6 protein-coding genes and 1 pseudogene are annotated in these 13,310 nt (G+C 68.8%); all 7 read right to left on the bottom strand.

The genetic code is table 11. The features are described 5' to 3' along the window. Window positions 1-18 precede the first annotated feature (18 nt). Window positions 19-669: an SMI1/KNR4 family protein gene (locus D9T14_RS12220; RefSeq protein ID WP_119162768.1), complete on the bottom strand. Its 651-nt coding sequence runs from the start codon at window positions 667-669 to the stop codon at window positions 19-21. Between the two features lie 119 nt (window positions 670-788). Beyond that, window positions 789-1,190: an XRE family transcriptional regulator gene (locus tag D9T14_RS12225; protein WP_119162769.1), complete on the bottom strand. Its 402-nt coding sequence runs from the start codon at window positions 1,188-1,190 to the stop codon at window positions 789-791. Further along, window positions 1,187-1,369: a type II toxin-antitoxin system HicA family toxin gene (locus tag D9T14_RS12230; RefSeq protein WP_232012491.1), complete on the bottom strand. Its 183-nt coding sequence runs from the start codon at window positions 1,367-1,369 to the stop codon at window positions 1,187-1,189. Before D9T14_RS12230 ends, D9T14_RS12225 begins: the two co-directional genes overlap by 4 nt. Window positions 1,370-1,575: 206 nt before the next feature. Then, complete coding sequence (locus D9T14_RS12235; RefSeq protein ID WP_119162771.1) at window positions 1,576-3,834, bottom strand: 3'-5' exonuclease; 2,259 nt, start codon at window positions 3,832-3,834, stop codon at window positions 1,576-1,578. After that, on the bottom strand, window positions 3,827-10,144 hold the full coding sequence (locus D9T14_RS12240; RefSeq protein ID WP_119162772.1) for a DEAD/DEAH box helicase: 6,318 nt from the start codon (window positions 10,142-10,144) through the stop codon (window positions 3,827-3,829). The genes D9T14_RS12235 and D9T14_RS12240 overlap by 8 nt, the downstream gene beginning before the upstream one ends. A gap of 3 nt (window positions 10,145-10,147) precedes the next feature. Then, window positions 10,148-12,226, bottom strand: a complete 2,079-nt coding sequence (locus tag D9T14_RS12245) for a DUF262 domain-containing protein (protein WP_170175675.1) — start codon at window positions 12,224-12,226, stop codon at window positions 10,148-10,150. Window positions 12,227-12,228: 2 nt separating this feature from the next. After that, window positions 12,229-13,180: pseudogene (locus D9T14_RS14280) on the bottom strand (hypothetical protein); the annotation flags it as partial. Window positions 13,181-13,310 lie beyond the last annotated feature (130 nt).

The raw sequence follows: 13,310 nt of genomic DNA on the forward strand, positions 1-13,310 counted from the left end.
TGAAGTCCTTCTGGTTGCTCACGTGACCCCGGCGCTGTCATCCTTCGTGTGGATCGGACGGTAGACGAAGTCCTTCTGGTAGTCCACGTCGTCCCGGTCGTCCAGCCACAGCTCGAACCAGCCGAGGAAGTCCTGGCGTTCGCAGCAGGGCTCGACGCCGACGTCGGCGAAGTCCCACACCTCGCCGGCGCACGGGCCGGCCGTGATGAGTTCGAACGTCCGGCCGCAGCCGACATGGATCAGTTGGAGCCCCTGGTTTCCCATGGCCCATTCGATCCACTCGTCGAGCTTGCGGCGGTCCACGTGCACCCGGTCGGCGCCCTGGAGCCCCAGCGCGAAGTTCACCTCGGTGTCCAACTCGTCATCGGTGAGCGAGCCCTCGGCCTCCCAGACGAAGTACTCCACGAACCGGAACGGGGCGGACAGGTCCTTGCGCTCGGCGTCGGCGAGCCGGGTGAGCGGGAAACCGTCGATCATCGCCGCACAGCCGTCGCCGATCTGCTGCAGGAAGAGGCGGTAGCCCTCGGGCAGTCTCGTCCGGCACTCCCGCTCGAAGGCGGCGATCTCGGCCTCGGTGAGTACCGGCCCCAGCTCGATCCCCTGCCGCGCGATCTTGTCCTTGATCCGCGCGAGGACTTGGGGGTAGTCCTTCGGGTCGTGAATGGGCATCCTGCTCCTCCTCTGCGGTGATCGTCCGGATTCGACGCAACACGCCTTGTGGGGAAGCTAGCACGAGCCGTCTTGCGCATTCGACGTGCTGAACAGGCCCCGATCAACAAGTCCGACGATCACCGTGAGAGCTGGTAGATTCGCTGCCTGCTCACCCCCAGCACACGGGCGGCATCGGCAGCGCTGTAATGCTGCTTGTCGCGGAGCAGGGCGACGGCCTCGCGCCTGCGTGCCGCGGCACGGTCAAGAGCCGCACGTGCGGCACGTTCCTCGGCCTCGCTCTGTTCCCAGATCCGCCGCGCCTCTGCCTCGCCCTCCAGGCGCACCGTCACGTGCACATCCGCCTCATCGGGACCGTCCTCATCCCACATGGCGATGATGGAACGCGATTCCGGGGCGACATCGGCGAGACGTGTCGTCTGCCCGGCGGCGCCGAGCGCGGGAATGTCGAACACCCACCAGGACCCCTCCGGGTACACCTCGCGGTGAACAATCACCTCGTAATCAGTTGTCCTCGTCATCTCCACTCCTCCGGGATGGACAATCCCGCCCGTTCCAGCTGGGCAAGAACCCCTGGCGAGACGTAGCGGTGCCCGGTCGGCACCGAGACCTTGGCACGGCCCTCAGCATCGACCCAGATCTCATGGCTGCCTCTCGCATCGCGGAGGCGACGCCAGCCCTGGGCACGCAAGACTCTCATCACGTCCTTCACCCGTTGCGGCCTCACCCATGGAATATATCCCCCATTGTCATTGATGACAATGGGGGATATACAGTCGGGCATCAATCTGTCAACTCACCTGGTGGAAACGGCGAAACCGCAGGCTCCGGGAACGGGGCTGCGTCCTTGGGTAGTGACCTTGAGCTGCTGGCCTACCGCACACGGTTGGCAATCATGACCGATGTTCAACACCGCGTTTCACTCCCCAGCAGCTCACTGGCCTCGCCGTTCCAGGTGACGGCCAGCTCGTCGCGGGCCCTGGACGCCGCGACGTAGAGCAGGGAGCGCTCGCGCAGCATGGCGTCCTCGTGCTCGGCCTCGTCGTAGTCGTAGACGCGCATCGCGGCGGGGATCGAGCCCTGCGAGACGTCGAAGAGCAGTACCTTGGCGAACTCGGTGCCCTTGGCCCGGTGCATCGTCATGACGACCGGTCTGCCCTGTCGCACCCCGCCCTTGTCGACCGGCGTCACCGGGACGCCGCGCTCGGCCAGGCCGACGACGACGAGATCGCGGGTGGCGCGGGCACGGACGAGCACGGCGAGGGTCTCGGGCGCCGTGTCGCCGGCGGCCAGCCAGGCGCTGAGGGTCTGGGCGGCCCTGTCGAGCTCGCCGCTCATCGAGTCGGCCCTGATGAGCCGCACGCGGGGGCCGCTGCGTGCCGAGCGGTAGCCCTCGACGCTGTCCCGGCCCTCGTCCAGGTCGACGTAGTCGCCCCCTTCGAGCACCCCGGTGGCCCAGCCGAGGATCTGGGCCGTCGTGCGGTAGTTCAGTGTGAGGCGGCGTGACCTGCCGCGGGTGTTGATGCCGTAGCGCGACAGCACGAGCCGGGCCCCGTAGATACGCTGGTGGGAGTCCTCGGCGATGAAGATGTCGTCGGGCCCGTCGGCCACGAGGGCGCGCACGAGCCGCCAGTGGCAGGCCGACAGGTCCTGGCCCTCGTCGACGAGCACGTGGTCGGTGATCGGGCGGTCCTGCTCCAGGTAGGCGGCGGCGATCGCGGCCGCCTCGGCGTGGCTGATCGTCCCGGCCAGGCGGGTGTCGGCGCGGTAGCGCTCCACGACCTGCCAGACCGCCTTGCGGGCCGCGCGGTTGAGCCGCACCCCGCGCCCGTCGCGGCGCGCCCTGAGATAGTCGGTCTCGGTGGCGATGAGGTTCGGCAGGATGACCTGCTCGTACTCGCTCTGCAGGAACGCCGTGTTGCGCAGGCGCGGGGCCAGTGCCCCACCGGCTGCGTCCAGCGCGTCGCGCCAGGCGCTCTGCTCCCTGGTGCGCCGGGACAGGTCCGTTCGTCCCGTGCCGAGCACGGCGGCCGTCGCCTCGTCCAGGCCCTCCCCCGCGTTCCTGAGCACGGCGGTGGCGAGCGCGTCGATGCCCGACACGTAGGCGCCGGGGCGGCCGAGCCCCCTGGCGAAGGGTAGTTCGGGGTTGAGCTGACGCAGGCCGCGGTCGAGTTCGTCGGCGAGGTTGCGGGTGAAGGTGGTGGCGATGACGCGGGCCTTCGGGTGCTGCCGCAGCAGCGAGTCGGCGCGGTGCAGCACGACGACGGTCTTGCCCGTCCCGGCGCCGCCGGTCAGCCGGGCCGGGCCGTTCCACCGGCCCTCGACCCAGCGGCGCTGGGTGGGGTGCAGGAAGACGCGCCAGGCGCCGAAGTCGCCGCCGTCGATGACGGCGCGCAGCGCATCGGCGCCCTCGATGACGGCGAACTCCATGCGGGCGGCCGGGGCCTGGAAGCTGCCGATGATCGCCTCGTCGCTGTCCGCGCCGGCCTCCTCGGCCGCGGTGGCGCGCTGGGTGAGTCCGAGCTCTTCGCGGATGCTGTCGATCGACTTGCCGATGTGCAGGTCGAGCAGCGCGCTGCCCCGCCAGCCCTCCAGTTCCTCCGCCAGGGCCAGCAGGGCGTCCTCGTCGGGCAGGGCGACGGCGCGGGCGGCGAGCTCGGGGCTGAAACCAAGACCCGTCACGAGTTCGTCGACGGTGGCGATGATCGCAGGAGGCCGCTCCTCCTCGGCTACTGGCGTCACTGGGGCAGCCGGCACGGGGGCCGGTGCGGTGGCGCCGCCACCGTGCGAGGATGCCTGTGTCTGGGCCGACTGGACGGGGGCCTGCTGCTGGTCGACCATGTCGAAGTTGGGCATGCCGTTGACGGGGTTGAGGGTCAGCCTGGTCCGCAGGGCGATGTCGATCGCCTCGTCGTGGTTGTAGATGCCGTGCACGACGTAGTAGCGCTGGCCGTCGTTGTCGAGGCGGAAGAGCACCGCCCGGTACTGCCTGTCGACCCGCCCGGTGCGCACGCGCGGGTCTGCGGCGCGTTCGATCCGTTCGACGTGCAGGCCGGGGGTCTCGTCGTTGGCCCCGAGTTTCTCGAGGAACGAGTAGGCCTTCTGCTTGAGCGAGTTGTCGAGCTTGTTGGCCTGCTTGCTCATGACGATGAACGACTCAGCCATGATGCGCCTCCATTGCGTCGAGGATCGTGTCGGCGTCGGCGGGCAGGAGCCGCCAGCCCTCGGCGGCGAGGTCGGTAATGTCCTTCTCGTCGGGCTCGATCGTGACGGCCACGCGCTGCTGCGGCCATGACAGGTCGACGGGGATGCCCGGGCCGAGTTCCTCGCCCACCTCGGGCAGGGGCAGGTCCGCGTCGGCGAGCCGGGTGAAGAACTCGGGCGAGAACGCGACCTCGGCGCCCAGCTCCTGCTGGATGTCGAGCCATTCCGGGGCCAAGTCTTCCAGCTGGGCGGGGCTCTCGGCCAGGGCCGGTGCCGCCGTCCCGGTCAGGCTGCTCGTCGTGGCGATCCAGGTCCGGTGCGGGCTTCCGCGCAGCACCAGGGCGTTCGAGAAGCCGAGCCAGCGCTGCCAGGCGTCCTTGAACTCCGGCTGCCCGAGGCCGGCCGGGTCGTCGTCGAGGACGAGGGCGACGTCGATGCGCACCTGCTGTTTCCCTGCGGCGCGCACGAGCACGCCGAGCGGGCCGTCGTGCCACCACCAGGCGTTGGGCACCAGCCCCTGCGCGGGTTCGCCGTCGAGCAGCCCGCGGGCGGCCCGCACCATGGCCTCCCCTGCGTCGACCGAGCACTGCGCCCCGGTCGGGGTGAAGCACATGGGGACGACCGAGCCGAAGGCCTCGAGGTTGTCCCGGGCCTCGGCGTGCGCGGTCATCCAGTAGCGCAGGATGCCGAAGGGCCCGTCGAGCACGGCCTGCTGGGTGTTCTGGCTGAAGCTGAACTCGGGCAGGTTCTTCGCACCGTCCATGACCTGCTCGACGAACCAGAAGGGCCGTTCGGGCGGGGCCTTGTGGTCCAGGGCCTGCTCGAAGGCCGTGATGTCGTCCATGGTGACGGCGAGCACCGCGATGCCGGCCTCGCGCAGGTGCTGTCGTTTGGCGGCGTCGTCGGCGAGCCGGTTGGCGGCCGCGGTGGCGTGGTAGGCGAAGCCGTCGGTGAAGACCGCGAGCTGGGGCATGCCGGCGCCGCTGAGCACGAAGTCGGGGCGGCTGTCGAGCAGGTTGACCTGGGGTTCGAGCCGCCAGCTCAGCGAGCCGAAACCGGCGGTGATGATGTTGCCCCTGCCGCTCACCTGCTCGTGGCAGCTGCCGCCGGCCGCCTCGACCATCCGGGTGAAGGCCCGGCGGAAGCGTTGTTCGAGGAAGGACTCGTCGTCCCGGTCGGTGTGCGGGGCCTGGTCGGTGACCCGCCAGGCGGGCTGCGAGCCGGCCTCGGTGTCGCCGCCGAGCAGTTCGCGCAGGCTGCGTTCGGCGCTGATGCGCGACACCTGGTCGAGGTCCTGGTAGTCGGCGAATGGCAGCAGGCAGCGGTGGCAGGCCAGGCGCCCCTCGGTGCGGCAGTCGCAGTCGCGGACGCTCGTGTAGGCCTGGGTGAGGATCTGCCAGAGCTTTTCGGGGCGTGCCACGTCGGCCAGGTAGCCGGTGCCGCCGGGCACGAGGTCGTGGATGAGTAGGCCGTCGGTGACCGGCTGGCCGAGCGCGGCCGACGCCTTGACGCTGGCAACGCCGAGGTGGTCGGGTGAGCCGCCGAAGGCCTTCTGCATGCCGAGCCGCAGGGCGGCGCGCAGGCTGGGGATGGCGTAGAGGTCGCCGGCTGCGGTCTGCCAGGGCAGGGTCATGAGGACTCCCTGGGTGGTCAGTGAGCGGCTGAGGATGATCTGGCGGGCGTGCTCGTCGAGGTCGTTGCGGTGCCGGCACCAGGGGTGGTGTTCCCTGGCGGAGTTCGCGTTGGGGTCCTGGTCGAGGTGCCCGCAGTGCTCGCAGACGCGGAACAGGGGCGCCTCGACCCGGTGCCCGCCGATCTGCTGCGTGGGGCCGGGCCGGCGGGGGCCCAGGTTGAGCCAGGCGAGGTCGAGCCGCTGGGCGTAGGTGATGCCGAGGCCGACGTCCTCGGTGTACCAGCGTTCGGTGACGTACTGGGGGTCGATGTCGGCCATCGGCACGATGGTGAAGCTCGCCTTGGCCCGGTCCTCGTCGGTGTCGTCGATGCGTGAGCCGTCGCGGCTCACCTGCGCGGAGGCCTGGGACAGCTCCACCACCTGGTACTGCTGGCCGGTGTCGGCGATGCCGGCGCTCGTGCAGCGCGGGCAGCGGGCCGGCTGCGCCCGGCCGCCGGTGACGTCCTCGCGGTAGCCGCACTCGGGGCACAGCGCCCAGGTGCGCAGGTGCTGGCCCTGGCTGCCGAGGTCGACGCTGTCCACCTCGATGCGGCGGCCGTCGACGTAGAAGGTGGCGCCGGGCGCGAACTCGCGCAGGGCGCGGGCGGAGCCGCGGGTGTAGGTGTGGGGCTCGTTCCTGAACTCGCGGGCGTCCTCGTCGAACCAGGTGACCTGCACGTCGAGTTCGACCTGGTCGTCGATGAGCGTGTAGTTGGGGAACAGCCCGTACAGCTCCAGCGGCTGGATCCAGTACTCGCTGCCCTGTTCGGCGATCCGCCGCTTCAGGTGGGCCAGGGCGGCCTCGGCCTCGTGGACGGCGGTGAGTTCGTCGCTGCCCTCGCTGGCCCCGGCGGCGAGGTCGCGCAGGTGCGGCAGGGCCTCCTCGATGTCGGCGCGGCGGTGGTCGAGGTCGTCGAGTTCGGCGCTCCAGCGGTCGACGGCCCGCCTGACGTACCGGGCGAGGCCGCTGGTCGCCGGCCCGGCGGCGGGCCGGACCCAGCCGCGGAGTTCCTGGATGAAGGAGTCGTCGAAGATGCCGTTGAAGCCCGCCGCGAAGTGGTCGACCAGCCGGTCGGGCTCGGCCTCGGCGCGTTCGATGACGTCGGCGAGCAGGCTGTTGGACTCCAGCCGCATCACCTGGCCTGCGGTGCCGGGGCTGCTGCCGGTCTCGCGGGCGCGGGCGTCGGCGATCGAGGCGATGAGCTGGCGGCGCACGATCTCGACGGCGCTCAGGTAGGTGGCGGGCGGGCGCACGGCGCCGTTGATGAGTGAGGTGGGGTCGTTGAGCCGCGGCAGGTGCTCTCCGCGGCCGGTGGCCAGCGCCACGTCGAGGGTGTTGCCGTTGGCGCGGCCCGCCCGTCCGACGCGCTGCACGTAGTTGGCGACGCGGCGCGGCAGCGAGGACAGGAACACGGCGGACAGGTCGCCGATGTCGATACCCATTTCGAGGGTGGGTGTGGCGACGAGCACGTTCGGAGCGGCCGGCTCGCCCGCACCGTCCTTGAACTCGCGTTCGTAGCGTTTGCGCTGGGAGGTCTCGACCAGTGAGGTGTGCTCCTTGGCGATGACCCGTTCCATCTGGCCGCCGGTGTACATCTGGCGGTAGAAGTTGCCCGGGTCGATGGCCTCGACCGACAGGCGCCCGGTGCAGCGGCCCACCAGGCAGGGGCCGCCGTCGAGTTCGCGCACGCTGTCGGGGCCGGCCGCGTGCCGGGTGTGGCAGACGTCGCAGCGCAGCATCACCTGGCCGGTCTGGCGGTCACTGGTGGCGGCCACCTTGATGCGGTGGGTGGGGATGGCGAAGACCCGTTCGGAGGCGCCGCCGCCGTCGATGGCGTGCCCGGTGAGGATTCCGGCCTCCTCGAGGGCGCCGAGCAGGGCCCGCATGAGCGCGCCGCCGTGGCCGGCGTCGACGCCTAGCACCCGGCTGGTCCACCGGGCGTACCAGGACTGGGCGACGGTGACGGGGTCGAGCAGGCTCTTGGCTCCGGGCCGGCCGGTGCGGGGGAAGGCGGGCCGGGAGCGCCACGGGGTGAAGGCAGGCATGGCGTTCTTGGGGTGGCGTCCGCCCCAGATCTCGTAGGGTGCGCCGTCGCGTTCCATGAACCGGGCGAACCACTCGTGGTCGATGGCGCCCTGCATGCGCATGCGTTCGAGCACGCCCCGCACCCAGCGGACGCGGGTGGGGGCGTCGGTGCCGGCGAGGGCGCCGCCGAGCTGCTGCTGCGCCGACCCGGCGAGCACCCGGCGGGCGAGGGCGGCGACCTGGGCCGCGGGGCCGGCGTCCACCTCGGCCCAGGCCGAGCCGGTCTGTTCCAGGGTGCGCCCGTAGCGCGAGACGAGGCCGAACTCGAGTGAGGCGTCGAGCAGCAGCCGCGAGCGCACCGTGGCGGCGAGCCGGGCGGGCGCGGTCGTGGCCGACCAGTAGGGCTTGAACGTGTCGTCGTCGGCCATGGCCGGCGGCAGCAGCCGGTAGCGGGCGGCTGGGTCGTCCCCGGCGGCGTCGATGATGGTGTCGACGAGCTGGTCGAGGGTGCAGGGCCGGGCGGCGAGCCCCGAGCGCAGCATGGTGCGCAGGGCGAGGGAGCGGGAGCGGGCGGTGACGAAGCCGGCGCGGTGGGCGGCGTCCTGCACCGAGTCGGTGAACACGAGCGCCTTCTTCTCGGCCCGGTCGAGGTGCTGCTCGCCGAACAGGGTGGACAGGCTCACCGACAGCAGGGTGGCGATGGCCGAGCCCTGGAATCTGATGGCGTCGTCGGCGCCGCAGCTGGGGCACTGGTCCTTGGCGGACAGCTGGTCGGCGTCGGGTCCGGTGAGCATGAGCACGGGCAGCAGCTGGGCGTCGAGGTAGGCGGGGTCGTCCGGTTCGGGGGTGGTGGTGAAGGTGCGGTTGGCGGGGTCGAACCAGGCCACGCCGGGGGTCTTCGCCTGGTTGCTGACGTCGAGGGCGCCCTCGCGGGGCGCGCTGATGAGGGCGCGGAAGCGGCCTTCGCGGCGGGCGTGGTTGCCGCGGATGTTCTTGTCCTTGTCGGCGGCGGCCAGGTCGGTTCCGGTGGCGGCCAGCAGCACGCCCCAGCCGCTGCGCCCGCAGCGGCGGCAGTAGACGGCGGGGAAGGCCGCGGCGGACTGTTCGCGCGCCCCGTCGTCGCTCCAGGTGAACTGGGGCACGGCGGTGGCCTCGCGGTCGATGCGGGTGAGCTCGCGGATCCACAGGTGGGTCTCGGTGCTGGGGGCCTGGCGGCCGAGCGCGGTGCGCAGGTGGGCGAGGGCGGCGTGCAGGTCGAGGATGAACTCGGTGCGCGCCTCGGCGGTGTCCGGGTCGCCCGGCAGCATCCGGTCGGCGAGTTCGGTCGCCGCAGTGGCCTTGGCGGTCTGGCGCAGGTATTCGGCGATGAAGGGGTGGGCCTTGGCGAGCAGCAGCTGCTGCTCGTCGGTGTACTGGTAGCGCCTTTCCTGCACGTTGGGGTCGACGTACTCGTACATGCCGGCGAGGAGCCGCCGGCACAGGTCGGCGACGTCCATGCCGTGCACCTCGTCGGCGAGCCGGGCGGCCGTGACGGAGTTGATGGGGATGGGCCGCAGCCGCATGCGGGCGATCTCGGCGTCCGCGCCGTCTGCCCACTGGTCCTGTTCGAGTCGTTTCTCGCGGACGACGGAGTCGCCGTCGAAGTCCTCGCCGAAGACCTGCCGGGCGAACTCGCGCATGGCCTGGTCGGAGTCGTCGTCGCTGCCGAGGGTGGCGGAGGTGCCGACGGGTGTGATCGGGCGCAGCGGGTGGGGGCCGTCGCCCCTGGGCCGGGTGCGCTGGGCGTCGAGGGTCCAGGCGAGGCGGCGCAGCAGCATCGCCACGTCGGTGCCCTGGGCGCCGTCGTAGGTGTGGAACTCGTCGAGCACGAGGTACTGCAGGGAGTCGGCGGAGGCGGCCCAGATGTGCTGGTCGTCGCCGCGCAGCAGCAGCTGGTCGAGCATCTTGTAGTTGGTGAGCAGGATGTCGGGCGGGTCGGCCCGCATGATCTGCCGGTCGGTGATGAGTCCGCGTTCGCTCACCACCGTGCGCGTGCCGGTACCCGAGTCGTTGTCGCCGGTGTAGATGCCGGCCCTGACCCGGCGAAGGGCGGGTTCGGTGGTGATGAGGCGGGCGAGGCGGCCGGCCTGGTCGTCGGCGAGGGCGTTCATCGGGTAGAGGATGAGCGCCTTGACGCCGGTGGCCCCGGCCTCGTTGGCGCGGATCACGTGGTCGAGGACGGGGATGAGGAAGGACTCGGTCTTGCCCGAGCCGGTGCCGGTGACGACGAGGGTGGGCCGGGGGCCACCCGGCCGCGCCGAGTCGAGCCGCTCGAACGCGGCGGCCTGGTGTGTGTAGGGCTGGAAGCCGGCGGGCATCCAGGCGAGCGCGTGCTCGGCGTGCCGGGGCGCGGGCGCGAAGGGCATGCTCGTGCGCAGGAACGGCCCCTTGAAGATGCCGTCGGTCGGGTCGGTGAGGAAGGCGCGCAGGCTCGCCTGGGCGTCGTCGTCGGACAGCGCGAAGGTGGTGACGAGGTAGTCGGTCAGCGAGCGGCGCAGGTCGCCGGCGACCAGTGACGGGCAGAGTTCGGTCATGGTTCAGTCCTTGTCCTCGCCTGATTCGTTGCCGGTGGTCTTCGGCTCGAGGTGGAAGACCAGGTCGTCGGTGTCCAAGCCCATCGTGTGGAAGAGGCCGCGAAGAATCCTCATCTTCCCGCTCGTACTGTTCCACACGGACACGTCCACGCCGGGAGCCACTTCGACGTAGCCGTCCTCCGGTTCGCTCTGCACCGCCCGAATGCGGAATTGCGTTGTCGTCGCTGCATGACTGCGCACGGCGGCGGGGTCCTGCCGGGCAAGTATGGCGATGACACCGGTGAGCATCTGCCGCCACGTGGTCACGGGGTACGTGGCACCGTCGTACTCCCAGCCGCGGAGGGTGCGCCCGGTAAAGCTGTCTTCCTCGCCCATCGGCACCACGTCGCGCGTGTCACGAGGAGGGCTGTAGTGAACGGCCGGCTCGGGCCAGCACGCCATTGCGAGGGCAGAGAGTTCGGCGCCACGTGAACGCATCTGTTCCTCGCCCCACGTGTCGATGTCGCGGAGCATGTTGTTGATGCGGTACGGGGAGTCTCTGAATCCCTGCTCGCAGTCGCGTTTGTGCCGGAAGGAGGCGTTGGAGTAGTTCGCGTTGTACCCGGTCACCGTGAGGTTGCCCAGCCTGTGGAGCCAGGTGTCGTGCACGTGTGCGCCGCCGCCGAGACTATCGATCCATTCTTGGTTCAGTGTCTGCGGCATGATGTGCTCGACGCTGATGTCACCGGCTGCCAGCGCTCCCGCGATGTCCCGGGTGTCTTTCGAGGCGCCGTTCTCCAGGCACTCCCAGAAGTAGTTCCTCTGGGCGGCCGAGATGTGGTAGAAATCCTTCTCCGCGAGGGCCACGCCGAACATCTGGTCGCCCGGGAAGATCGCCGTGCCCTGTCTGCTCGCCAGCAGGTACACGATGATCTCGGGCAGCGAGTCACCGTCCTCGTGTTTCTTCACGGCTTCACGCCAGACCAGTGCGAACACCTTGTTAAGGGCGTTGGTCGGCAACCCGCACACCCACCTGCGGGTGAGGTAGGTGTCGACCACGGCCAGCACCTTCAGCAGCTCATCGGCAGTGAAGTCTCCCCTCCGGTAGGCGTCCATGACGGGGAGCAGGAGGGGCATGGTGACCGTCCGGTCCACCAGGTTGAAGCGGCGCAGCAGACGGTCGACGCGCTGCTCACCGACCATCGCCTTCCGCAGGTCTCGGTAATGCCGGGCATGAGTGCGCATCTGCGCGAGGATGTCGCGCACTAGGCGCTCGGAAGCACGAACGTAGGCTCGGAACTCCTCGTAGAGACGGTCCTTCTTGGGTGTGCGGCCGAGCCGAGCGGTGAGCCAGTGGCGGATGAACTCGGAGCTGTCGTAGTCGACGTCTTGCTCCATGGGGTTCCAGTACTGCTCGTAGAGTTCTTCCTGGTCTTGTGGGTTCTGCCCCATGAGCACGAAGTTGCGGATCATGTCGGCCTGGGTGAGGTCGAGGCCGGTGGAGTTGAGGCTCTCGAAGATGAGTTGGGCGTCGTCGCTCTCCTCCAGCTGTAGGCGCATCACCTGAAGTTTGCGGATGGCGTCGAAGAGCTGCCGGGGCTCGGCTTCGCGTCGGCCGAGGCGTTCGACGAAGTAGCGGTAGTTCGCCGTGAGGTTGGATGTCTCGTCAAGGTCAAGCCCGTCTGCGAACAGCTTCTCGTAGGCGCTGGCATCGGCCTTCACCGGCTTCAGTTTGAGCTTGCGACCGTTGGCCGCGTGCTTGGAGTTGAGGAAGTCGTCACGGATCCACTCGGCAAGATCGGGGTCAGGTTCAAGTGTGCCGTCGGCCAGGCAGTTGTGGAGCGCGAGAAAGAGCAGATTCACCGTGGTGAGACGCTGCTGACCGTCGATGATGGTCATCTCGCCGATGGCGCCCTCGATCTTGTAGACGATGGAGCCGAAGAAGTGGTTCGGGCGGGAGTTCTCGATGACGTCGAGCAGGTCGTCGAAGAGACGAGCGCAGTTGCCCTTCTTCCAGTCGTAGTTGCGCTGGTAGACGGGGATGACGAGGCACCTGTCCTTGCCCTCGAAGACATCGGTGAGCGCCTGGAGCGATCCTTGCACGATCAGCCTCGACTTTCCGATGCGGCCATGCGCCGCTCGAACTCGGCGTAGGCCGCACGCATATCTGCTTCGCGGTCGTAGGTACGGAAGGGCAGTTCGTACGTGTAGGTATTGCCCGACGCGTTCGTGGCTGTGCGCTCCTCCCATGTGATGGAGTCCCCCACTTTCCGCCATGTGGTGAGCACGTCGTTGGGGACGAGGCGACCGTTGGCGTCGTAGAAGTATTTGTCGTGGTCGTAGCCGTAGAGGACGGCGAACTGGGTGCGGTAGATCGTGCACAGCTCATCGGCTGTGACGCCGAGCATGAGGGCAACGAGGGCGTCGATCTCGACGAGGGCTTGGCGGCGGTCGATAGCACGGCGCAGGAAGGTGCTTGACTTCCACTCAGGTGTCACGTCGCCGAGCTTGACACCGGAATTCACCGTCAGTGCCCATGAGTCCAGGGTGAACTTGGGACGCCAACAAGCAGACCAGAGATCAGTATAAGCAGTGGTGGCGCAATTGAGACGCAAAGCGCGGAGCAATAGCTCTGAGGCCAAGGGGTGATCAGGATCAGGCGCTGGAAGTCGATCAAACACACTTTGATAGATGCCGCTCTTAGGGGCAGCCCGGACGGAGAAGTCAAGGAGTAGTGATGATGTGAACGCTCCGACCTGCACAAGACGGGGCCAAGAGATCCCACCGATACTGAAGACTCCATTAATATGCATGGCACCCACCGGTATTATTGCAGCCATCAAAGTCCGTTCATTGGCACTATCCGCCATGGCACGCCATGCTTGCTAAACGATAATATTCACACGCTGATTTATGAGCCCAGCGAGTGTAGCTTGTACCGAAGGCCATACGATCACCGACCAGCGCATATGAAGCAGCCGGAACAAAATCTGGAGGCAATCTTTCAAGATCAACTAAGGACCAATCATTCTTAGCCGTCGAATTGGGTTGCTTATACACTGAGGGTTATTCAAAACTCTTGGTTTGAGGGGTGATCTTGGAGGCTATTTCACCAGTATGGGCGTGTCATGATAAAAGGTGAGGGCCTGCCACAGAGATAATTGGGTTACCAAACACTCGACAATCT

Source organism: Propionibacterium australiense, assembly GCF_003666605.1.
GTDB classification, from domain to species: domain Bacteria; phylum Actinomycetota; class Actinomycetes; order Propionibacteriales; family Propionibacteriaceae; genus Propionibacterium; species Propionibacterium australiense.

What these genes read in the sequence shown, in the direction of transcription:
- D9T14_RS12220 (WP_119162768.1), bottom strand. Translation starts at nt 669, where the DNA reads ATGCCCATTCACGACCCGAAGGACTACCCCCAAGTCCTCGCGCGGATC.
- D9T14_RS12225 (WP_119162769.1), bottom strand. Translation starts at nt 1,190, where the DNA reads ATGACGAGGACAACTGATTACGAGGTGATTGTTCACCGCGAGGTGTAC.
- D9T14_RS12240 (WP_119162772.1), bottom strand. Translation starts at nt 10,144, where the DNA reads ATGACCGAACTCTGCCCGTCACTGGTCGCCGGCGACCTGCGCCGCTCG.
- D9T14_RS12235 (WP_119162771.1), bottom strand. Translation starts at nt 3,834, where the DNA reads ATGGCTGAGTCGTTCATCGTCATGAGCAAGCAGGCCAACAAGCTCGAC.
- D9T14_RS12230 (WP_232012491.1), bottom strand. Translation starts at nt 1,369, where the DNA reads ATGAGAGTCTTGCGTGCCCAGGGCTGGCGTCGCCTCCGCGATGCGAGA.